General features: G+C 65.5%; 21 protein-coding genes. 7 read left to right on the forward strand and 14 right to left on the reverse strand.

Features of this window, described 5'->3' with window-relative positions; all coding sequences use genetic code 11:
- Positions 1 to 76: 76 nt before the first annotated feature.
- Positions 77 to 910, forward strand: a complete 834-nt coding sequence (locus AC1DWU_RS03030) for an SMP-30/gluconolactonase/LRE family protein (RefSeq protein WP_477148474.1) — start codon at positions 77 to 79, stop codon at positions 908 to 910.
- A gap of 31 nt (positions 911 to 941) precedes the next feature.
- On the opposite strand, the gene AC1DWU_RS03035 is transcribed toward AC1DWU_RS03030, so the two are convergent.
- Both AC1DWU_RS03035 and ppa read right to left on the reverse strand, forming a co-directional pair.
- Positions 942 to 1,553 (reverse strand): chloramphenicol phosphotransferase CPT family protein, encoded by a 612-nt coding sequence (locus AC1DWU_RS03035; protein ID WP_477148475.1) that lies wholly within the window; start codon positions 1,551 to 1,553, stop codon positions 942 to 944.
- A gap of 186 nt (positions 1,554 to 1,739) precedes the next feature.
- Entirely contained in the window at positions 1,740 to 2,273 is a 534-nt protein-coding gene (gene ppa, locus AC1DWU_RS03040; RefSeq protein ID WP_477148476.1) for an inorganic diphosphatase, read from the reverse strand.
- A 125-nt stretch (positions 2,274 to 2,398) separates the two neighbouring features.
- Between ppa and AC1DWU_RS03045 the strand changes: the two genes are divergently transcribed.
- Positions 2,399 to 2,968: a hypothetical protein gene (locus tag AC1DWU_RS03045; RefSeq protein ID WP_477148477.1), complete on the forward strand. Its 570-nt coding sequence runs from the start codon at positions 2,399 to 2,401 to the stop codon at positions 2,966 to 2,968.
- 124 nt (positions 2,969 to 3,092) lie between these two features.
- Here AC1DWU_RS03045 and AC1DWU_RS03050 read toward each other — a convergent pair whose 3' ends face one another.
- Positions 3,093 to 3,524 (reverse strand): tellurite resistance TerB family protein, encoded by a 432-nt coding sequence (locus AC1DWU_RS03050; RefSeq protein ID WP_477148478.1) that lies wholly within the window; start codon positions 3,522 to 3,524, stop codon positions 3,093 to 3,095.
- A 175-nt stretch (positions 3,525 to 3,699) separates the two neighbouring features.
- Between AC1DWU_RS03050 and AC1DWU_RS03055 the strand changes: the two genes are divergently transcribed.
- Genes AC1DWU_RS03055 through AC1DWU_RS03065 form a run of 3 tightly spaced genes read left to right on the forward strand, consistent with a single transcriptional unit; the run spans position 3,700 to position 9,492 of the window.
- Positions 3,700 to 4,557, forward strand: coding sequence for an ImuA family protein (locus tag AC1DWU_RS03055; protein ID WP_477148479.1), 858 nt, complete (start codon positions 3,700 to 3,702; stop codon positions 4,555 to 4,557).
- A complete protein-coding gene (locus AC1DWU_RS03060; RefSeq protein WP_477148480.1) occupies positions 4,442 to 6,157 on the forward strand; it encodes a Y-family DNA polymerase in 1,716 nt (571 codons plus the stop codon). Before AC1DWU_RS03055 ends, AC1DWU_RS03060 begins: the two co-directional genes overlap by 116 nt.
- On the forward strand, positions 6,154 to 9,492 hold the full coding sequence (locus AC1DWU_RS03065) for an error-prone DNA polymerase (RefSeq protein WP_477148481.1): 3,339 nt from the start codon (positions 6,154 to 6,156) through the stop codon (positions 9,490 to 9,492). Before AC1DWU_RS03060 ends, AC1DWU_RS03065 begins: the two co-directional genes overlap by 4 nt.
- 59 nt (positions 9,493 to 9,551) lie before the next feature.
- On the opposite strand, the gene AC1DWU_RS03070 is transcribed toward AC1DWU_RS03065, so the two are convergent.
- The 5 genes from AC1DWU_RS03070 to AC1DWU_RS03090 all read right to left on the reverse strand — a co-directional run bounded on the left by AC1DWU_RS03070 (position 9,552) and on the right by AC1DWU_RS03090 (position 14,191).
- Complete coding sequence (locus AC1DWU_RS03070) at positions 9,552 to 10,037, reverse strand: chemotaxis protein CheW (protein ID WP_477148482.1); 486 nt, start codon at positions 10,035 to 10,037, stop codon at positions 9,552 to 9,554.
- 58 nt (positions 10,038 to 10,095) lie between these two features.
- Positions 10,096 to 12,378 (reverse strand): chemotaxis protein CheW, encoded by a 2,283-nt coding sequence (locus AC1DWU_RS03075; RefSeq protein ID WP_477148483.1) that lies wholly within the window; start codon positions 12,376 to 12,378, stop codon positions 10,096 to 10,098.
- A 56-nt stretch (positions 12,379 to 12,434) separates the two neighbouring features.
- Positions 12,435 to 12,794: a response regulator gene (locus AC1DWU_RS03080; protein WP_055874686.1), complete on the reverse strand. Its 360-nt coding sequence runs from the start codon at positions 12,792 to 12,794 to the stop codon at positions 12,435 to 12,437.
- 2 nt (positions 12,795 to 12,796) lie between these two features.
- Entirely contained in the window at positions 12,797 to 13,087 is a 291-nt protein-coding gene (locus tag AC1DWU_RS03085; RefSeq protein ID WP_477148484.1) for an STAS domain-containing protein, read from the reverse strand.
- Between the two features lie 87 nt (positions 13,088 to 13,174).
- The gene (locus AC1DWU_RS03090) at positions 13,175 to 14,191 is read right to left on the reverse strand and encodes an enoyl-CoA hydratase/isomerase family protein (protein WP_477148485.1); all 1,017 of its coding nucleotides are present in this window, start codon (positions 14,189 to 14,191) and stop codon (positions 13,175 to 13,177) included.
- A 44-nt stretch (positions 14,192 to 14,235) separates the two neighbouring features.
- On the opposite strand from AC1DWU_RS03090, the gene AC1DWU_RS03095 reads away from it, so the two are divergent.
- Both AC1DWU_RS03095 and AC1DWU_RS03100 read left to right on the forward strand, forming a co-directional pair.
- Positions 14,236 to 15,576, forward strand: coding sequence for an NAD(P)H-dependent oxidoreductase (locus AC1DWU_RS03095; protein WP_477148486.1), 1,341 nt, complete (start codon positions 14,236 to 14,238; stop codon positions 15,574 to 15,576).
- Positions 15,573 to 16,115 (forward strand): NAD-dependent epimerase/dehydratase family protein, encoded by a 543-nt coding sequence (locus AC1DWU_RS03100; protein ID WP_477148487.1) that lies wholly within the window; start codon positions 15,573 to 15,575, stop codon positions 16,113 to 16,115. The genes AC1DWU_RS03095 and AC1DWU_RS03100 overlap by 4 nt, the downstream gene beginning before the upstream one ends.
- On the opposite strand, the gene AC1DWU_RS03105 is transcribed toward AC1DWU_RS03100, so the two are convergent.
- From AC1DWU_RS03105 to AC1DWU_RS03130, 6 genes are read right to left on the reverse strand one after another with little or no spacing between them, the layout of a single operon-like run.
- Positions 16,112 to 16,399 (reverse strand): hypothetical protein, encoded by a 288-nt coding sequence (locus tag AC1DWU_RS03105; RefSeq protein ID WP_477148488.1) that lies wholly within the window; start codon positions 16,397 to 16,399, stop codon positions 16,112 to 16,114. The two genes, AC1DWU_RS03100 and AC1DWU_RS03105, sit on opposite strands and share 4 nt — an antisense overlap.
- A 1-nt stretch (position 16,400) precedes the next feature.
- Positions 16,401 to 17,378 (reverse strand): zinc-binding dehydrogenase, encoded by a 978-nt coding sequence (locus AC1DWU_RS03110; RefSeq protein ID WP_477148489.1) that lies wholly within the window; start codon positions 17,376 to 17,378, stop codon positions 16,401 to 16,403.
- Between the two features lie 51 nt (positions 17,379 to 17,429).
- Complete coding sequence (locus AC1DWU_RS03115; protein WP_477148490.1) at positions 17,430 to 18,563, reverse strand: ABC transporter permease; 1,134 nt, start codon at positions 18,561 to 18,563, stop codon at positions 17,430 to 17,432.
- On the reverse strand, positions 18,560 to 19,510 hold the full coding sequence (locus tag AC1DWU_RS03120; RefSeq protein WP_477148491.1) for an ABC transporter ATP-binding protein: 951 nt from the start codon (positions 19,508 to 19,510) through the stop codon (positions 18,560 to 18,562). Before AC1DWU_RS03120 ends, AC1DWU_RS03115 begins: the two co-directional genes overlap by 4 nt.
- Complete coding sequence (locus AC1DWU_RS03125; RefSeq protein ID WP_477148492.1) at positions 19,507 to 20,454, reverse strand: HlyD family secretion protein; 948 nt, start codon at positions 20,452 to 20,454, stop codon at positions 19,507 to 19,509. Before AC1DWU_RS03125 ends, AC1DWU_RS03120 begins: the two co-directional genes overlap by 4 nt.
- Before the next feature lie 10 nt (positions 20,455 to 20,464).
- Positions 20,465 to 21,130: a TetR/AcrR family transcriptional regulator gene (locus AC1DWU_RS03130; RefSeq protein WP_477148493.1), complete on the reverse strand. Its 666-nt coding sequence runs from the start codon at positions 21,128 to 21,130 to the stop codon at positions 20,465 to 20,467.
- Positions 21,131 to 21,819: the final 689 nt, after the last annotated feature.

Raw genomic sequence — 21,819 nt, forward strand, 5'->3', positions numbered from 1 at the left:
CGATTTCTTTCCCGCCCCTGTCGAAATGGCCGCGCGTCGCCCGACACTGTCCTGAGAGCGATGAGGGAGTGCGACGATGACTGAGATAACCCAGCTGATGGATGGCATCCTGCTCGGCGAGTGCCCGCGCTGGCATGATGGCAAGCTCTGGTTCGCCGACTGGGTCGGCCAGAAACTCTACACCATCGACAGCGAAGGCCGGTCAACCGTCGAGGCGGAGGTCGCCTCGTTGCCCTTTTCTTTCGACTGGCTGTCCGATGGGCGGATGCTGCTGGTCCACGCCGCAGATAACGATCTGAAGGTGCGGCAGCCCGACGGCAGCTTCACGCGTTTCGCCGACCTGTCGAGCCTGTCGGACCGCGGCTGCAACGAAATTACCGTGCACCCCAGCGGCCACATCTACGTCAACAATGTCGATTTCGACTTCCCCGACGGCGAATTCCGCCCCGGCTTCATCGCGCTGGTCTCGCCCGACGGCACCAGTCGCAAGGTGGCCGAAGGTCTCGCCTTCCCCAACGGTATGGCCATTCTCGCCGACGGCAGGACGTTGGTCTGCGCCGAGTCGTTCAACGGCAACCTCAGCGCCTTCGACATCGCCGAGGACGGCAGCCTCAGCAATCGCAGGCTATGGGCCAATGTCGGCGAGTACGGCAATGACGGCATCTGCGCCGATGCCGAAGGCGCCATCTGGACCTCGACCGGACCCACCGTGCTGCGCGTCCGCGATGGTGGCGAGATCGTCGAGAAGTTCGAGCTCGACCGCATGTGCTTTGCCGTCATGCTCGGTGGCCCCGATGGCCGGACGCTCTACATGGTCGCCAATGAATGGACGGGCACTGTCGATGTCGCCAAGCCCACCGGCCGCGTCTTCAGCGCCCGCGTCGACGTCCCGCATGCGGGTTACCCGTAGTCGCTTTGGCTGGTGGTTGACCGCACTGACGCTAGAGTGTGGCGAGCCGCTCGAAGGCACTCGGCCGCGGCGGCGCCAGCAGTGCCGAGGCGATCGCCGCCGCACACTGCTCCGGCGTCATCACCCCGGTATCGACCTCAAGATCGTAGATCCCCGGCACATGCACCGCACCCTGCCAGCGCCGCACCGCCTCCGGCACGCCTTCGCCCGCTACATAGAGGCCGAACCCGTGCTGCGGATTGGCATTCCGCCGCGCCATGATCACCTCGATCGGACAGCGCACCCCGACGAACAGCACCGGCAGCCCAGCAAGCCGCCGCGCCGATGCGGCCAGTATGCCAAGCGGCCGCGAGTAGCCGTCATGGTGCCCGACATCGACCACCACATCGCCACCAGCCAGTGCCCGCTCCGCGATCTCGTCGTATAGCTCGGCATAGAGCCGCACCACCGTCGGCTCCAGCTCCGCCCGCTCCCCGCCCGGCCGCAAGCCGATCCCAGGCAGCATGTCCTTGGGCAGCGCCTCGTTCATCGCATCGACGCCGAGGTTCACCCACCGCCCCGGCACCAGCGCCATCACCGCCCGCGCGATCGAGGATTTCCCCGCCCTCGGCACCCCGTTGAGAATGACGATCCGTCCGCTCATCGCTCACCCTTCGACACGCTGAAAAAGAGAAAGGCGCTCAACCCGTTAGGGGAGCGCCTTTCGTAGGCTGGGATCATGTCGCCGGGAGGGACAGCGCCCCGATCCAACCGTTGACCGATATATGTGAACCCGGTTTCACAGTTTCAAGGGGCGGCCCAATCGGGCCTACCAGCGCACCCGCCGGCACTACTTCGCCGCCTTGGCCCGCTCGATCGATTCGAGAATCACCCGCCGCGCATCGTCGACGCCGCCGAGCTTTTCGATCTTGGCCCACTTGCCGGGCTCGAGATCCTTGTAGTGGGTGAAAAAGTGCTTCACCCGCTCCAGCTGGATCGGCTGCATGTCGGTGATGTCGTTGATCCCGTCATACATCTTGGTCAGCTTCGACACCGGCACGGCGAGGATCTTCTCGTCGGTGCCGCCATCGTCTTCCATGAACAGGATGCCGAACGGCCGGCAGCGCACCACCGCACCCGGCACCAGCGGCCGCGAGTTCATCACGATCACGTCGAGCGGATCGCCGTCGCCGCAAAGCGTATGCGGCACGAAGCCGTAATTCCCCGGATAGCGCATCGGCGTATAGAGGAACCGGTCGACGAACAGCGCCCCCGAGGCCTTGTCGATCTCGTACTTGATCGGCTCGCCGCCCAGCGGCACCTCGATGATCACGTTGAGGTCGTCGGGGGGATTCTTGCCGATCGGGATCGCGTCGATGTTCATTGGGTCTGCCTTAGGTCTATTTCGGCGGGTTGTGGCCTATCCGGGGCCATGATTGCAAGGCATACGAATGCGCGGGTGGCATGCGAAGCCCAGCGGTGTTCAAGACGTATTGAGGAGGTATTGCCGTGATCGGACGCATTTTCGCCAGTGCGCTTTATGTCGCTTGCATCGGTTGGGCCGGCTCGGCCAGCGCCCAGCAGATCGAATCGAGCTACACCGACCTCAACCTCAACGTCGATTGCACGGTGATCGAGTCCGATGACTTCGGCACCATGTGGGCTTGCCTCGGCCTCAAGGGCATCCCGGTCATGGTCACCGAAGGCGACCTGCGGATGTTCGTCTCCTACGGCCTCACCTCCACCACCGAGAAGGCTGCCGAGCAGACCCTCAACCCATTCAACCACCTGGGCGACAAGATCGAGTGGCGCGTCTCCAACGCCGAAGGCTACTTCAAGCCCTTCGCCACCATCCTCCGCTTCTTCACCCAGGGTGAAGAGGGCAAACCCGAGGGCCAGGTGCTGGTCGTCACCAAAGTCACCCCCGGCGCCACCTGCCACATCGCCTATATCGACGCCCTCGCCAACCCCGACGCCAACGCCCTCGCCCGCAAAACCGCCGACGAGAAGGCAAAGGATTTCGACTGCGAGAAGAGCGAGCCCGAATATGTCGGCAAGTTCGAAGCCTGGAAGCGCTAGGCGCCCCGCACCAACGCGTCTGCCCGGCAAAGGCCGAGGCCCATCCTGAGTGCCTCGCCGGTCCTCAGCTAACCGACAACCACCGGGTCATTCCCGCGAAAGCGGCAACGTCCTTTGAGCTGGTTCAAGCCCGCGCCATCTGGTTGCGCAGCACCGTGCGGTCGCGCGACGACACCCCGATCAGCTCGGCGATGCGCCATACCATGTTGTCCTCGAGCTCGTGGTTGCGCTTGTCGGCGAACACCACCTGCCACATCATCCGGATGATCTCGATCTTCTCGCTATCGTCCAGTGAACTCAGCGCCGAAGTGAAGCGGTAGAAATCCACCGATTCCTGGTCCCGCTTGGTCGCCTCGACGATCAGCTTGCGCACCTCGTCCTCGCCGAGCCCGTAATAATCCATCAGCGTGCCCTCGAGCGCCTGCCGCTCGGCCTCGCTGACACTGCCGTCGATCGCCGCCAGATGCACCAGCAACGCCGCCACCGCCAGCTTCGGCTCCATGCTGAGCACAGTGGCATCGGGTCTCTGGAAGATGGAGCGCAGCGCATCGAACATGGGAGGAGTCCTTGGGTGGGTCGACGGAAGATAGGCACTCCCGCCCAATCGCGAAAGTGCCCGCGTGCCGCAGCGCGAGGATGTGAGCACGGCGTGTGCTGACTCTTCTGCTTGACTCTCGACCGGACTCTGGTGTTCCCTATTTGTTCTAATTACTGACAACAGGGAGGCTCAGATGCCGGGCCTCGCACGCCACGATCTCGACGCCCTACGACTGAAAATCGCCGCCCTGGAAAAGCGCCCGCTGCTGGCGAAAGGCGCAGCGATGGTGGCGGAGGGGCTGGGAAAGGCTGCCAATGACGAGCCGGAGCTTGCCGATCCGCTGGAGCTGCTCGTCGCACCCAATGGACTGCTGCACGAGGTGTTTGCCGACGAGCAGCGCCAGAGCGGCGCCGCGCTGGGCTTCGCCTTCGGGCTCGCCCGGCAGCTGCTGACCACCGAACGGCAGGCGATCCTCTACCTGCAGCTGGTAGGTGAAGGCCAGGAGCTGGGGCTGCCTTATGGCGCGGGGCTCCAGCAGTTCGGCATCGATCCGGCGCGGTTGGTGATCGGCCGGATCGAGAGCGTAACCGAGCTGCTCTGGGCAATGGAGGAAGCAATTGCCTGCCGTGCGGTCGCCGGGGTCATCGCCGATCTCGCAAGTCACCCCAAGGCACTCGATTTCACCGTGTCGCGCCGATTGAGCCTCCGTGCAGCTGCGGCCGGCACCTCGGCGTTCCTCATCCGCTACGGCCGGGGACGCGAGGCGAGCGCAGCAAAACTGCGCTGGCGGGTTTCGCCGGCAATGAGCGGTGAGGTGGCGTTCGATCCGCGCGCACCCGGCCCGCCCCGCTTCCAGATCGAGATCGAAAAAGGCCGGCTCGGCGACAAGACGCAACGAGCCGAAGGCAAGAACATGCTTGTGGACTGGACAGAAAATGGTTTCGTTTCAGTCGAACCCGAACGCCGCACCGGAGCTGCTGTTCACCGAACGGCGCCGCCATCTCGCCCTGTCGTTACCACGCTGGGCGACCGACTGTCTCAGGCGGGCTGATCCGGCGCTCGCCCGCTCGACCCGCCCGCTGGCCCTGTGGGAGAAGCAGAAGGGCGCCATGCGTCTCGCCGCGGTGGATGCCGCGGCGGCGAAGGCAAACCTGACATCCGGACAGAACCTGTCGGACGCTCGCGCGCTGGTGCCGGAACTCGAAGTCCGCGAGATCGACCGGGCCTATATCGAGCAGGTCTTCGCCGATTTTGCCGATTGGCACTCCAACGCCAGCCCGATTGTCGCCGTTCACTCGGCGGCGGCGCCCTACGGTGACCTGGTCCTCGACATCACCGGGGTCGCCCACCTGTTTGGCGGCGAGGCAAAAATGCTGGAAGTGCTGGTCAACCGGCTGCGCACCCTGGGTTTCACCGTCTCTGGCGCCATCGCCGATACGGTTGGGGCGGCCTGGGCCTTGGCGCATTTCTCACCCGGCAGCGTCATTCCCAAGGGTGAGACCGAAGCGGCGCTCGCCACCCTGCCAATCGTCGGCTTGCGGCTCGAAGAGGCGCAGGTCTCGGGACTCAACCAGATGGGGCTCAAGACCATCGGGCAGCTCTATGACCGGGATCGGCGGGCACTGCAGGCCCGGTTCGGGGAATCGCTGATCCTCAGGCTCGACCAGGCGCTGGGCCGGATCGAAGAGCGGATCACGCCGCGTCTGCCGATCGCCGAATATTATGCCGAGCGCCGCTTCGCCGAACCCGTTGGCTACATGGACGACGTGCTGATGACGGCCCGCGATCTCGCCATCCAGCTCGGCCTGCGCCTCGAGTCCGAGGGGCTGGGGGCGCAGACCTTCCACCTGCTGCTCTACCGGGTCGACCACAAGGTGATGAACCTCACCATCAATGCCGGCCGGGCAACGCGAGATCCCAACCACATCGCCCAGCTGTTCGTGCACCGGTCGGAGCGGCTCGAAGGCGAGTACGATGCCGGCTTCGGCATCGACATGATCCGGCTGGCGGCCAGTTCGTTGTCGGAGGTGCAGAGCATCCAGCTCGGGGCGTTCGAAGTGCGCGATGGGGCGCAGGACCTCGACCGACTATATGATCGCATGACGAGCCGGCTCGGCCCCCTGGCACTCACCCGCTCGAAGTTCGTCAACACCCACATCCCCGAGCGGGCAGCGAAGCTGGAGCCTGTAATCGCTCAAACCGAGGAAGATCCGGAAGCTCTTCCTGATCCCGAACTGCGAAGACCGCTCCGGCTACTGCCCAATCCAGAGCCGATCAACGTGATAGCGGAGGTGCCGCATGGCCCGCCGATGCGGATCATCTGGCGGCGCATCGCCTACCGCATCCTCAAGGCATCGGGGCCGGAGCGGATCGAGGCCGAGTGGTGGCGTTCGGGCAAGAATCTTGAGGTGCTGGAACCGCCAGAGCGGGGCAGCAAGAAGCGCGACCCGCGCGACGACCCCAAGTCGGACAAACAGAAGCCAAAGGAGCCGGAACACGTTTCCGCGCTCGCGGCGTTCGACCCACTGACCACCGTCCGCGACTACTACGTCATCGAGGATGACGGCGGCCGGCGGTTCTGGATCTTCCGCATCGGGCTCTATGGCGCCGCCGAAGCGCCGCGCTGGTTCATGCACGGGTTCTTCGCATGACCCGCCCCAGCTATGCCGAACTGATGGTGACGTCCAACTTCTCGTTCCTGAGAAGCGGTTCGCATCCGGAGGAGCTGGTCTCGGCCGCCATCGCGCTGGGTCTGAGTGGCGTCGGGATCTGCGATCGCAACAGCTTTGCCGGCGTGGTGCGCGGCTACGTTGCCCACCGCGACCTCAAGGACAAGGCACCCGACTTCCGCTACGTCGTCGGCGTCCGGCTCTGCTTTGCCGATGATACCCCCGATATCGTCGCCTATCCCTCTGACCGTGAGGCCTATGGCCGGCTTTGCCGCCTGCTGAGCCGCGGCAACCTCGGGAAGGAGAGCGAGAAGGGCAAGTGCGTCATCCGCTTCTCCGACCTCGAAGACTTCATCGAAGGCCAGTTGCTGATCCTCCATTGCGACGAGACGCGCTGGGAGCATTCCGGCGTCGTGCTCGAGCGGCTGGCAAAGCTCAGTCCGGGCAATGTCTGGCTGGCTGCAGCGGCAACCTTCAAGGGCACCGACCGGGCCAGACTCAACCGGCTGGCCGCGATGGCAGCGGACGCCGGCGTGCCGATGCTGGCCGTCAATGACGTGCTCTACCACGAGCCCAACCGCAAGATCGTTCAGGACGTGGTGACCTGCATCCGCGAGCACCTGACGCTCGAGACCGCCGGGCGCCGGCTGCAGCAGAATGCCGAGCGACACCTGAAGCCGCCGACCGAAATGACCCGGCTGTTCTCTGAGCATCCCGATGCCATCGCGCAAACGCAGCTGCTGCTGAACCGCATCGGCTTCAGCCTCGACCAGCTGAAGTACAACTATCCGACTGAAACCATCGGCAACGGCGAGACGGCACAGGAGACACTGGAGCGCCTGACCTGGGAGGGCGCGCGCGATCGCTATCCCGAAGGAGTTCCCGATACGGTCAAACGCAGTCTTTGGAGCGAACTTTGCCTTATCGCCTACAAAGGCTACGCATCCTACTTCCTCACTGTCGAGGACGTTGTCCGCTACGCCCGGCATAAGCTGAAAATCCTCTGCCAGGGGCGCGGCTCGGCCGCCAATTCAGCAGTCTGCTATTGCCTGGGAGTGACCGAAGTCGACCCCACCAAGGTCAAGCTGGTGTTCGGCCGCTTCCTCTCAACCGAACGCGACGAACCACCGGATATCGACGTCGATTTCGAGCACGAGCGGCGCGAAGAGGTGATGCAGTATGTCTACAGCAAGTACGGTGGTGAGCGGACCGGGCTGACGGCGACCGTCATCTCCTATCGCTCCAAGAGCGCCATCCGCGAGACCGCCAAGGTATTCGGGATTTCCGACGATACCATCGGCGCGCTCAACCAGCTGCATTGGGGCTGGGGCAACGCCGCCGACCTCAAGGGCATCAAGATGCTGGGGCTCGATCCTGACGATCCGACCCTGACGCAGATGTTCAACGTCGTGCCGGTGCTGAAATCGTTCCCCCGCCACCTCAGCCAGCATGTCGGCGGCTTCGTCATCACCCGCGATTCCCTAGAGAGCCTGGTGCCGATTTCGAAAACGGCGATGGAGAGCCGCACCATCGTCGAGTGGGACAAGGACGATATCGACGCGCTCGGCATCCTCAAGGTCGATATCCTGGCGCTGGGCATGCTCACCTGCCTGCGCCGCTCGTTCGAGTTGCTGCACCAGCACTACGATCGCGATGTCACGCTGCCGCTGCTGATGGCCGAGGAAGTCGACGATGTGGTCAAGGCGCCGGTCTACCGGATGACCCACCGCGCCGACACCATCGGCGTGTTCCAGATCGAAAGCCGGGCGCAGATGTCGATGCTGCCGCGGCTGAAGCCGGTAGAGTTCTACGATCTCGTCATCGAGGTCGCCATCGTCCGGCCCGGCCCGATCCAGGGCGGCATGGTGCATCCCTATCTGAAGCGCCGGCAGGGGCTCGAGAAGGTGGAGCCCATGCCACCCGACCTCTACGAGGTGATGAAGCGAACCTACGGCGTTCCGCTGTTCCAGGAACAGGCGATGCAGATCGCCATCGTCGCCGCCGGATTCACCCCGGGCGAAGCCGATCGGCTGCGTCGCGCCATGGCGACGTTCCGGCGCAACGGCACCATCCATACGCTCAAGGACCGGTTCCTCAATGGCATGAAGGACAACGGCTATGCCGAGGATTTCGCCCGGCGCTGCTTCGCGCAGATCGAGGGTTTTGGCGATTATGGCTTCCCCGAAAGCCACGCCGCCTCGTTCGCCCTCTTGGTCTATGCCTCGTGCTGGATGAAGTGCCACTACCCCGATGTGTTCGCATGTGCGCTGCTCAACAGCCAGCCAATGGGCTTTTACTCGCCGGCGCAGATCGTCCGCGATGCCATCGAGCACGGGGTTGAGATGCGGCAAGCCGACATCAACCGCTCGGATTGGCTGCACGTGCTGGAGGACGGCACCCCGGCGAGCGAGCGGATCATGAAGCAGCACGCCGAGATGCGCGACGACATCTGGTCGACCAAGGCGATCCGGCTGGGCCTGAGGCAGGTGCTCGGCCTGAAGCAGGACCACGCCAACCTGATCATCGCCCGCCGCGGTGATGGCTATGCCTCGATCCGCGACCTCTGGGTGCGGACGGGGGTCCCGGTGGCAACGCTGGAGAAGCTGGCCGAGGCCGATGCCTTCGGCTCACTTGGGATAAACCGCCGCGAGGCGCTGTGGATCGTCCGCGGGCTGAACGGCGTCGCCGGCTCCGAACAGCTGCCGCTGTTCTCGATCGCCAAGCGGGTCTCGAAACCCGATGACGCCGAGATCGACCTGCCGGTCATGGCTCCGGGTGAATCGGTGGTGCACGACTACCGGACGCTGTCGCTGTCGCTAAAGGGACACCCCGTGGGCTTCCTCCGCCCCGAACTCGACCGCCGCGGCACGCTGCGCTGCGCTGACCTGATCGACAAGCCGAACGGCGCCATCGTCGAAACTGCCGGCCTCGTGCTGGTGCGTCAGCAGCCGGGGACGGCGAGCGGCGTGATCTTCATGACGCTCGAGGACGAGACGGGGATCGCCAACATCATCGTGTGGAACAAGACCTTCGACAACAACCGCCGCGTCGTACTCGGTTCGCGCCTGCTGGCGGTGCGTGGTCAATTGCAGCGCGAGGGCCTCGTCACCCACCTCGTCTCGCGCAGTTTCACCGATTTTACCCCCAGCCTGCTCGATCTGGCGCAAGGCCTCGATCTCGGCAATGGCATATTGGCGCACGGCGACGAAGGTCGCTCCGGCCCGCAACCCGGGCGCGACGAAGGCGAGCGCCGCCGCCGCGAACAGCTCGACCGCGAGACCTATGCCGCCCTTCCCTCAGGCCGCAACTTCCACTGACTCAAAAACAAAAAGGCCGCCCTCGCGGACGGCCTTGAACCTTCAGTGACAGCCCGGCCTCAGCCGTCCATCTTCGCCCCGGACACCACCGCGTGCAGGTCGATCAGCCCGACCATGCGGCTCTCGTGCGTCACGATGCCGTTGAGCAGTTCGGTGTCGATCGAGTTGCCCTCGGGCACGTTGTGGATGTCCGACTTGGCGACGGTCAGGATGTCCGACACCGCGTCCACCAGGATCCCCACCCACTTCTCGCCCACCGACATCACCACCACCACGTGGTTCTTGGTCGGCGAGGTCACGCCTTCGCCGAAGCGGGCGCGCAGGTCGAAGATCGGCACGATCGTACCGCGCAGGTTAATCACCCCGCGCACGAACTCGCGCGTATTGGGCAGCGGCGTCGCGCCGTTCCAGGCGCGGATCTCGCGCACCGTGGTGATTTCCACCCCGTAGGTCTGCTCGCCGATCGAGAACGCGATCAGCTGCAGCGAGTTGGCGGCAGCCGCGACGCTGCCGGAGATGTCGTCCTTGAATGCGAGGGATTCCATGGTCTTCTGCCTTTCCTGCCGGCCTCCTGGCCGGCGTCAATTGTCCGGTCGCGCCGCGTCAGGCGGCGGTCTTGTGAGCCGCGGTTGCGGATTTCAAACCCTGCACGTCGACGATCAGCGCCACGTTGCCGTCGCCGAGGATAGTGCCGCCGGCGATGCCCTCGATCGACTGGAAGTTCTCCTCCAGCGATTTGATCACCACCTGCTGCTGGCCGATGATGTCGTCGACGATCACCGCCACCTTCACCCCGCCTTCCGCCTCGCAGAGCACGACGAAGCGGTTGTCGCGCTCGACGTCCGTGGTCATCTCGAAGCGAGAAGCCAGGTCCACCACCTGCACATATTCGCCGCGCACCTGCAGCACTTGCCCACCGGTCGGCATGCGGGAGAAATTGGCCCGCGCGCACTGGATCGTCTCGACGATCGAGCTCAGCGGGATCACGTAAGGGCTGCCCGCCACCTTCACCAGCATCACGTCGAGCACCGCGAGCGTCAGCGGCAGGCGCAGCGTCATCCGCGTGCCCTTGCCGGTCCAGCTCTTCACATGCACCGAGCCGCCGATCTTCTTGATGTTCGAAAGCACCACGTCCATGCCGACGCCGCGGCCGGAAATGTCGGAGACCTCCGAAGCGGTCGAGAACCCCGGCGCGAAGATCAGCTGATCGATCTGCTCGTCGCTCAGCGTCTGCTCCGGCCCCACCACGCCACGGTCGCGCGCCACCTGCAGCACCCGCTCGCGGTTGATGCCGCCGCCATCGTCTTCCACCGCGATCAAAATATTGCCGCCCGCCTGTTCGGCCGACAGCCGGATAGCCCCGCTCTCGTTCTTGCCCGCCGCCAGCCGCTTTTCCGGGCTCTCGATGCCGTGGTCGGCCGAGTTGCGGATCATGTGGGTCAGGGGGTCGGAAAGCTGCTCGATGATCGTCTTGTCGATCTCGGTATTCTCGCCGATCGTCTCGAGCCGGATCTTCTTGCCGGTCTTCGACGCCAACTCGCGCACCAGCCGCGGCATGCGGCTGAACACCGTCTTCACCGGCTGCGCTCGGATCGCCATCACCGAGTCCTGCAGCCCGCGCGTCGTCTGCGCCAGCACCTCGAGCCCGCGCACCAGCTCCTGGTAGCGCGCCCGGAGCGTCTCATCCATCTGCTGGGTGAGCATCGACTGGGTGATCACCAGCTCGCCCACCATGTTGACCACGCGGTCGATCTTGTCGAGGTCGACACGGATCGATTGCACCCCGTTGCGCCGGTCCTCGGCGCCCGAGCGGCGATCGTTGTCGCCGTCAAAATCCTCTGATGGTGCCGCCTGCTTCAGCGGCGGCGGCATCTTCGGCGGCGCCGCCTTCAGCGCCGGCTTCATGCTCTCGGCCAGCTCGGCAAAGCTCAGCAGCTCAGCGGTTGGCGCCTCTGCCGCAATCTCGGCTTCCGGCTCGTCCGCAGTCACGTCGATCAGCTCGGCAAACGACGGCATCGCCTCGATCTCGGCGTCGAGCGCTTCCTCGGCCATCACCGGTGCCGTGCCGCGTGTGATCGTCAGGTCGCAATTGCCCTCGACGAACTCGAACACCTCGGCGATCGACGCCTCGGTCGCGCTCTCCGAGCTGAGCGAAATCTCCCAGCTGCAATAGACCCCGAACGGCTCGAAATCGGCGAGCGCCGGAATCTCGTCGAGCACCGCCCGCACCTGCATGTCGCCGAGCGTCCCCAGTTCGCGCAGCAGCAGCAGCGGATCGTTGGCCCGCGCATAAAGCTCGGAATGCGGCGTGAAGCGGATCGTCCAGTGCCCGGTTTCCGGCGCCAGCGGCGGCGCCTCGAACGCATCGTCGAGCCCTTCGAGGCTCAGCGGCTCGGCCACCGCCTCTTCCTCGATCTCGTCTTCCGCCCCTGCAATGGTCACCATGACAGGCACGAAGTCGATGTCGAACTCCTCCATCGGCTCGCCGGCCATGTCCGGATCGCCCGAGGTCAGCGTGTCGAACTGCAGCTTTTCCTCGGCCCCGTAGCCCGCTTCGAGCTCGGTCCCGTCCTTGGCCGCAGCGACGAAGTCGGCGACGATATCGTTGGCCCGGATGCAGAGCGCCGTCACCGTCTCGCTGAGCTCGACGCGCCCATCACGCACATGGTCGAGCAGCGTCTCGTAGGCGTGGGCAAACCCCACCAGTCCCTGGAACCCGAACGCCCCGCCGCCGCCCTTGATCGAGTGGATGGCGCGGAACACCGCGTTCAGCCGGTCGCTCGAACGGTCGCCCTCTTCGATGGCGGCGAACTGCTCTTCAAGTTCGAGCAGCAGCTCCGAGCACTCGTCGAAATAGGTGGCCTTGAAGTCGTCGAGGTCGCTCATGGGCTAGTCACGAACCCTTCTGGGTTGCCGGGAAGGCGGTTAGGCTCTTGCAGAACTCAGTGCACCACGCGGTGGATCACCGAGATCAGCTTCTCCGGGTCGAACGGCTTGACGATCCAGCCAGTACCGCCGGCGGCGCGGCCCTGGTCGCGCTTGTCCTGGCTGGTTTCGGTGGTGAGGATCAGGATCGGCAGCGAGTTGTGCATGCCCGAGGCGCGGACGTTCTTGATGAACTCGATTCCGTCCATGACCGGCATGTTGATGTCGGTGATCACCACATCGACGCTCTCGTTCTTGAGCACGTCGAGGCCCTTCTGGCCGTCCTCGGCCTGCAGCACCTCGAAGCCCGCATTGCTGAGCGTATGGTGCAGCATCGCAAGGATGGTTCTAGAGTCGTCGACCGTCAGTACACGCATGATTACCCTTCCATGATCGCGGCGAACGGGCCAGTGAGCCCCAGCCGCGAAACGGCCAGCCGGAACGCCTCGCTGGGCGCGGTGACCGAAAATGCGAAATTGTTGCGGCGGGCGGTTTCGGCGGCACTCAGCAGCAGGAACAGCGCATTGGTCGCCACCCGCTCGATCGCCGCCCCGGAGACCGCAACCGGCCCGGAATCGATGGCATCGACCAATTCGTCGCGAATCGGATCGAGCGCGTCGAGATCGACGATCGCCGGCAAGGCGATGGTTTTGCTGCGTGCCTGAGCCATCTACTTGGCTGCCCCCATGGACTTCTGCCCGGCGCCAGCATCCGATGGAACGGTTTAGGAAGTGCTAAGTTCGGGCGCTTTCAGGACTTACCCGACGCCGATTACCGCCCGGATCGAAGCCCGGTCGACGCCGTCCAGCGACTTGGGGCGCCACTCGGGTTTTTGGTCCTTGTCCACCAGCACCGCGCGGACCCCTTCGGCGAAGTCCGGCAGCCGCGCCAGCAGCCGTGCCAGCCGCAGGTCTGCCGCAAGCACCGCGACGACGTCGACCATCCGCCGCGCCGCATGGTGGCTCTCGAGAATGGCCACAAGACTGGTCGGCGAGCGCAACGTCAACTGCGCCAGCAGCGGCTCCCGCCCTGCCTTCCCGACGATCGCCTCGGCATCCGTCCAGTCGAGCCCCTCATGCCGGTCGGCCGCAGCGCACAGCACAGCCTCGCCCACCGGCGCCATCTCCGCCTGCATCAACGCCCCGAGCGCCGCCTCGACCCGCGCCACACCGGCCGCCGCAACAATCCCTGCCCGCACTGCATCGAACCGCGCGGGATCGATCGCGCAATCGGTCAGCCCAAGCGCCAGCGCATCCCCCGCCCCCACCGGCACCCCGGTCATCGCGAAAGCCAGCGCCCGGTGCGCCGGTGCCTTGCCGAGAATGAAGTTCACCCCCACGTCGCAGACAAAGCCGATTGCCGCCTCGGGCATGGCGAACCGCGCCTCGCTGGTGGTGAACCGGAACGCGCAGTGCCCGGCAATCCCGATCCCACCGCCCATCACCACGCCATGCGTCAGCGCCACGAGCGGCTTCGGATAACGTGCGATCACGCCGTTCATCCGGTACTCGGCGGCAAAGAACGCATCCGCCACCTCCGGCTGCCCGTCGAGCACCGCCTGCCGCACCGCCCGCACATCGCCGCCCGAGCAGAAACCGCGCGGCCCCCGCCCCTCGAACAGCACCAGCCGGATCCCGTCGTCGTCGGCCCACTGCTCCAGCGCCCGGGTGATCCCGTCGATCATCTCGAGGCTGAGCGCGTTGATCGCTTCCGGGCGGTTGAGCGCAATGATCCCCAGGTGCCCTTCGCGGATCACATCGAGCTGGCCGGTCATACGTGTGTTCCCATGTTTCCGAGTGAGTGATAGAGCAGCCCGTCATGAAGGCCAACATCCCCACCTCGCTCACCAATGTGCATCTGACCGGTATCGCGCGCGATCTCAAGGCGCGCGCCGACTCTGGAAAACCCATCCGCATCGGCGTCATCGGCTCGGGCGAAATGGGCACCGATCTCGTCACCCAGGGCGGGCTGATGCAGGGCATCGAAGTGGCGGCGATCGCCACTCGCCGGCCGCACACCGCCCGCGCCGCCATGGCCATCGCCTATGGCGACGACGCCCACGCCGTCGAAGCCGATACCGATTCCAAGGTCACCGCCGCCATCGAGGCTGGCAAGATGGCCGTCACCTCCGCCGAGACGCTGGTCAAAAACCCGCTGATCGACGTCGTGATCGATGCCACCGGCAAGCCCGGCGTCGCCGCCGACTACTGTCTGACCGCGATGGAGCACGGCAAGCACCTCGTGATGATGAACGTCGAGGCCGACGTCACCATCGGCCCCTATCTGAAGCACGAGGCCGACCGCCTCGGCGTTATCTACTCCGTCGGCGCCGGCGACGAACCCTCAAGCTGCATGGAGCTGATCGAGTTCGCCTCGGCGCTCGGCTACCGCGTCGTCTCCGCCGGCAAGGGCAAGAACAACCCGCTCAATCACGACGCGGTTCCCGACGACTATCGCGAAGAAGCGATCCGCCGGAACATGAACCCGCGCATGCTGGTCGAGTTCGTCGATGGCTCAAAGACCATGGTGGAGATGGCCTGCATCGCCAACGCCACCGGCCTCGTCCCCGATGTCCCGGGCATGCACGGCCCCAAGGCCGACCGCGACGAGATGGTGAAGGTACTGATCCCCAAGGCCGATGGCGGCATCCTCAACAAGAAGGGCGTCGTCGATTTCACTATCGGTAAGGGCGTCGCCCCCGGCGTCTTCGTCATCGTCGAGGCCGAGCACCCTCGCATCATCGAGCGCATGGACGATCTGCATGTCGGCAAGGGCCCCTACTACGCCTTCTTCCGCCCCTACCACCTGACCTCGCTCGAGGTGCCGCTGACGGCCGCCCGCATCATGCTCTACGGTCGCCCCGACATGGTGCCGATGCCTAACCCCGTCGCCGAAGTCTGCGCCGTCGCCAAGCGCGACCTCGCCGTCGGCGAAACCTTCGATGCCATCGGCGAAACCTGCTACCGCAGCTTCATTTTGACCGTCGAAGACGCCCGCCGCCAGCACGCTGTACCGGTCGGCCTCCTCGAAGGCGGCAAGGTCACCGCCCCGGTAAAGAAGGGCCAGCTCCTCACCCGCGCCAACGCCCTCCCCGACCAATCCACCCGCCTCTACGCCCTGCGCCAGCGCCAGGACCAGATGTTCGGCCTCACTGCATGAGAGCCGTGATCATCGGCTCCGAGGGTAATGTCGGCCGGCGCCTCCGCCGCCTGTTCCCCAGCGCCATCGGCATCGACCGCGTCGCCGGTGCCGAGATCGTCGCCGACATCGCGACCATCGACTACGACGCGCCGTCCGTCCGCGATGCCCTCGCCAATGCCGAGGCCGTCATCCACGTCGCCACCTCGCCCGACGTCGATGCCCCGGACGCGGTGCACTACCAGGCGGTCATCGACGCCGCCCGCCTGCTCGCCGCCTGTGAGGCTTACCCGGTCCCGCGCGTCCTGCTGCCCTCATCCGATTGGGCCGAACCCAAGGTCGGCTGGGCCAAACTCAACACCTATGGCCACTCGAAGCGCGTCTTCGAGACCATGGCCGCGATGTACCGCCACTCCACCGGCAAGATCTGCACCGCACTGCGCATCGGCTGGGTCGCCCGCAATCTCGAAGAGGTCCGCAAGTCAGAACAATGGCTGCAGGACAACTACTGGCCCGACGAACGCCTGTTCGCCGAAGTAAACCGCGCGCTGGGCCTCTAGCAGGAGGCGTCATCGCTGATCGAGCCGAAGCGCTCAATCGCAGCTAGGCGTCGGACCATCCAAGCATCGCCATCGCGGCGGCATTCTCCGGCCGCGACCAGAATCGGCGCCTCGCCTCCCTGCGGAAGCATCTCCGGCACCAGCGACGCCATCGCTGCAGTCACGGCGCTAATTGGCTCGCCGATCAGCGTCTCATATCGCAGCACCAGCCGATTGCCCGCCTCGGGCCGCAACCAGCTCAGCACATTGCCCGAGCGCGGAAACGACGCGATCCAGACGATCACGTCAGCTCCCCCGGATCGCGATCTTTCCCTGCCGGCCCTTCTCGTTGCTGGCCTCCGCCGCTTCCGCCGCCTGCTCGAGCGAGAACACCTCGGCGATCGGCAGCTTCAGCTCGCCCCGCGCCGCCTTGCCGACGAACTCGACGATCGCCGCGCGGATCTGCTCCGGCGTGTGGAAGGTCGAGGGTTTTGCGGCCCAAAACCCCTTCACCACCGCGCGCTTGAACAGCAGGTTATCCGGGTTGAGCTGCACCGGCCGGCCGCTCAGCGCCCCGAACGAGATCAGCCAGCCCTCCTCGGCCACGAGGTCCATCAGCTCGTCCGAAGCCCGGCCCGCCACCGAATCCAGCGCCCGCTTGATCGGCGCCCCGCCGGTGATCGCCCGCGCTCGGTCCTGCCAGTCCGCGTGCTCGCTCGACACGGCATCGCCGATCCCCTCGGCGGCGAGCTCGGCCACCGCCTCCTCGCGCCGCACAATATTCAGCACCCGCACGCCCCGCTCCGCCGCGAGCTTGGCGATGATCTTGCCCACCGCGCCATTCGCCGCGTTCTGCACGATCCAGTCGCCCGCCTCGACCTCGAGTTCACCCAGCAGCCGCCATGCGCTCAGCGGCATCGATACCAGCTGGCACGCGGTCGCCTCGTCTACCCCATCCGGTACCGGCACCAGCGACTGCGCATTGGCGAGATAATACTCGGCCCAAGCCGCACTCGCCCCGCCGGTCACCCGCTGTCCAACCTTGAGGTTGGTCACGCCATCGCCCAGCTTGTCGACCACGCCCAGCGCCTCGGTCCCCGGCACATGCGGCAGCTGCGGCTTGTACCCATAATGCCCGGTGACGATCATCAGGTCGTGGTTATGGATCGGCGACAGCACCAGCTTGACACGAACCTGCCCCGGCCCGGGCTCCGGCGTCGGCCGCTCCACCAGCCTCAGCACTTTCCTCGGGCTGCCGAATTCCTCGAACACCACGGCCTTCATCGCATCACTCCATTGTTCGCCCAGTCAGATAGGCGAGCCGTGATGATACGGCTAGTCCAGCGTCTGCCGATACCTGAGCATCGCGATCCCCGAGATCACCACGAGGATCACCACCAGCGCCCAGAGCTCTCCCGTCACGTCGGCCACCTCGCCGCCCTTCAGCATGACCTTCCGCACCACCCGCAGGAAATGCGTCGCCGGCACCGCCTGCCCGATGAACTGCGCCCAGCCGGGCATGCCGGCGAACGGGAACATGAATCCCGAGAGCAGGATCGACGGCAAAATCGTGAAAAAGCTCAGCTGCATCGCCTGCATCTGGCTCCGCGCCGCCGTCGAGATCAAAAATCCCAGCGCCAGGTTCACCACGATGAACAGGTTGAACCCCAAAAAGAACGCCCACACGCTCCCCTCGAACGGCACCCCGAAGATCAGGCTCGCCGCCGCGAGGAACACCGCCGTCTGCACATAGCCGACGAACACATAGGGCAGGATCTTGCCCAGCATCACCTCGAGCGGCTTCACCGGCGTCGCGATCAGCATTTCCATCGTGCCGCGCTCGCTCTCCTTGACGATCGCCACCGCCGTGATCATCACCATCGTCATAGACAGGATGATCGCCAAGAGTCCCGGCACGATATTGGTCGAGGTCTTGCCCTCCGGGTTGTACTCGCGATGCACCACCATCGCGAACGGCGCCGATCCCGCCTGCTGCGCCAGCGGCCCCGTCAGCGTCTCGGCAATCGCCACATTGACGATCCCCGACAACGCCGCCACCGCCCCGCCCGTCGCCGATGGGTCTGACGCATCGGCCGCCACCAAAATCTCCGGCTTATTGCCGCGCACCACGTCGCGCTCGAAATCCTCGGGGATCACCACCACGAAGTTCGCCTCGCCCCGCCGCAGCGCCTCCTCGCCCTCGCCGATCCCGGCCACGGCACCCTTGAAAGCGAAATACGACGAGTTCTGCATCCCGGCGATCACCGCCCGGCTCAGCGGTCCATTGTCGCCCATCTCCACCAGCGTCGGCAGGTTGCGCGGGTCGGAGTTGATGGCAAACCCGAACAGGAACAGCTGGATGATCGGCAGTCCGATCATCATCCCGAAAGTGATGCGGTCGCGCCGCATCTGGATGAACTCCTTGTAGAGCACCGCGCCGAAGCGCCTGAACGAGAACACCGCGTTCATGCCGCGACCTGTCCGGCGTCGCCGGCAAAGTTATCTCGTGCCCCCGTCATCAGGTAGATGAACGCCTCCTCGAGCCCCGCCACCTGCAGGCTCCAGCGATGCGTCCCCTCCGCCTTCAGCCGCTCGACGGTGGCTTCGAGCGCCGCCTTGTCGGTCCCCGACACGTGCAGCACCGTGCCGAAGCGCGCCACCTGCACCACGCCCGGCTCAGCCTTCAGTCGATCCTCCAGCGCCGGCAGGTCCGGCCCCTCCACCCGCCAGGTCTCGAGCCCCACCATCTCGGGAATCTTCGCCGACGGTCCGTCGATCAGCTTCTTGCCGTAGGCGATGTAGGTGATGAAGTCGCACTGCACCGCCTCGTCCATGTAATGGGTCGAAACCAGCACCGTGACACCCATCGCCGAGAGCCGCCGGATCTCGTCCCAGAAATCCCGCCGCGCCTTGGGGTCGACGCCCGCCGTCGGCTCGTCGAGCAGCAACAGCCGCGGTTCATGCAGCAGGCACGCCGCCAGCGCCAGCCGCTGCTTCCAGCCCCCCGACAGCGACCCGGCCAGTTGCTTCGCCCGGTCCGCCAGCCCGAGATCGGCCAACGCCTGGTCCACCCGTTCCTTCCGCCGGTCGAGCCGATACATCCGCGCCACGAAATCGAGGTTCTCGCGGATACTGAGGTCCTCGTAATACGAGAACTTCTGCGTCATGTAGCCGACCTGCTCCTTGATCTGCTCGGCCTGCTTGCGCACATCGAACCCGAGGCAAGTCCCCTCGCCCTCGTCCGGCGTCAAAAGCCCGCAGAGCATCCGGATGGTCGTGGTCTTGCCCGAGCCATTCGGCCCCAAAAACCCGTAGATCGCTCCCTTCGGCACCTGGATATCGAAATGATCGACCACCCGCTTCGGCCCGAAACTCTTGGTCAGCCCATGCACATCGATAACCAGCGGCTCGGTCATTCCACCCGCTCCACCGTCACCGGCTGCCCCGGATGCAACGACGCGTCGTCCAGCGTCGCCTCGATCAAGAAGCTCAGCCGCTGCCGCTCGGTCCGCGAATAGATCACCGGCGGCGTGAACTGCGGGTCCGACGCGAAATAGCTCAGCGTCGCCGTCAGCCCATCCGGGCACCCGTCGCAGCTCACCGCTACCTTGTCGCCCAGCGCGAACCCGGACCGTACCGTCTCCGGCACGTAGAACTTCACCTTCAGCGCCCCCTCCGGCAGGATCGAGATCACCGGCGTTCCCGCCGAAACGATCTCTCCCGCGTCGAAGTACACCCGCTCGATCCGCCCCGCCGCCGGCGAGGTGATCGTCCGGTCGGCGAGGTCGGCATTCGCCTTCTCGGCATCCGCCTGTGTCGCGCTGAGGTTCGCCTCCGCCTGCAGCTGCTGTTCATCGCGCGCCGGTAGTTCCGCCACCTTCAGCTGCGCCGCGAGCTGCTTCACCGCCGCCTCGGCGCTCGCCAGCGTCGCTCGGTCCTGGTCGTACTTGCTCTGCGCGATCAGCCCCTGGGCAAACAGCTTGCCGCTGCGCGCCGACGTATCGCGTGCCAGGCTGAGATCGGCCTCGGCCTTCTGCAGACTCGCCCGCACCACGTCGACCTCGTCCTCGCGCCCGCCCGTGGTGAGGTTTTTGAGGCCTGCCTCCGCCGCCGCCACCCGGGCCTCCGCTGCCTGCAGCAGCGCAATCTGCTGCTCCGCCCTGAGCCGGAACAGCAGGTCGCCCTCCAGCACCCTGTCGCCTTCTCGCACCGAGATTGTCTCGATCGGCCCGGCCGTCGTCGACGCCGCGTAGACATAGCGCGCCTCGACATAACCGTTGAATTGCGGCGCCTGCTCGGTCCCGAACCCGGGGATGACGATGGCGATGAGCCCGAACAGCCACGCCAGAAAACCGTCCATCATCGCCTCCTTACGAGCTCGACCACTGCTTGGCGCTCGGCGGGGCGCTGAGCCCGTCGAACAGGATGGTCAGGTGGTTCTCGACGAGCTTCTCCATATGCAGGCCCCCCTCCGGCATGATCCCGAAGATCTCGGCCATCGCCACATGCAGCATCAGCGGCCCGATGATCGACCGGATGGTGAGGCTCGGATCGACCTGCCGCAGGTAGCCCTGCTCGATGCCGCGGCGAACCAGCCCCTCCACTGCCGGAATGACCCGGTCCAGCACTTCCCGCCGGTACATTTCCGCCAGCCCCGGAAAGCCCATCGCCTCGCGGAAGATCAGCTTCGGCATGGCGATGATCTTGGGGTCGCTGATCCGCCCGGCCAGCATCGTCAGCACCAGGCTGAGCACGATCCGCGGATCACCCTCATAGTCGTGCAGCGTCGCCAGCGCCGAATCGGCAATCGGCAGGATCGCCCGCCGAACCAGCCCTTCCAGCAGCGCTTCCTTGGACGGAAAGTAGAGATACACCGTCCCCTTGCTCAGCCCCGCCCGCTTGGCGATGTCCTCGACCCGCGTCGAGGCGAACCCCTTCTCGATGAACAGCTCCAGCGCCGCATCCAGCACCTCGTCCGGCCGCGCCTCGGCGCGTCGCCTGAACTTCGGTCCGCGTTGTGAATCGGTCTCGTTCATCTTCCGTCAACCTTGATGACTGTTCGGTCAGTACCGTAATAACTGACTGGTCAGTCATTTGCAAGAGGGCAGTGGGACGGATGTGTCGCGTGCAGTGGCTGAATGGGCCGAATGGAGCCCACGGGCGTGTCGCGGCGCGGCGCTCACCCATGCGACTTTCGGCTACACCGCCATGCTCACGTTGACATCACGCAGCGGCAACGATCCGCCCTGTATCGTGCTTGTGTCCCCTGTTGCGGCGGACCCCCCAAGCGCGACCGGCGGCTGAAACCTCCTCAGTCCCGGTCGCGGCTGGTCCCCAAACCGGCAGCCCTCCCCAACCCCCTGGAGGGGAGGGCCCTTCTTGGCAGCACGATCACCTTGCCCGCACCACCCGCCCTGCGCTTGATGCCCACTCCCCTTGCCGGAGGAGAATTCCAAGAGGTGTGCGGAGGGCACCTAGGCTCGCCCACCCACCAGCCGGGATGACGGCCGGTGGGTGGAGCTCGATGGTGCCCCCAAACTCGATGCGGCACCTCCCCCTCTGACGGGGGGATGGATGGGGGTGAGCGGAGCCACAATCACGAGGCCGGGCAAGGCGTTGCGAGAATCTTGCACGATTCTATCCCCCCACCTCCTCACCCATGCGATTCTCTCACCCATCCGCTGCACCGAAGCGAGATCATGACGAGTGGTTGGTGCGGGGGAGA

The sequence above is a fragment of the Devosia sp. P2_G7 genome (assembly GCF_056403495.1).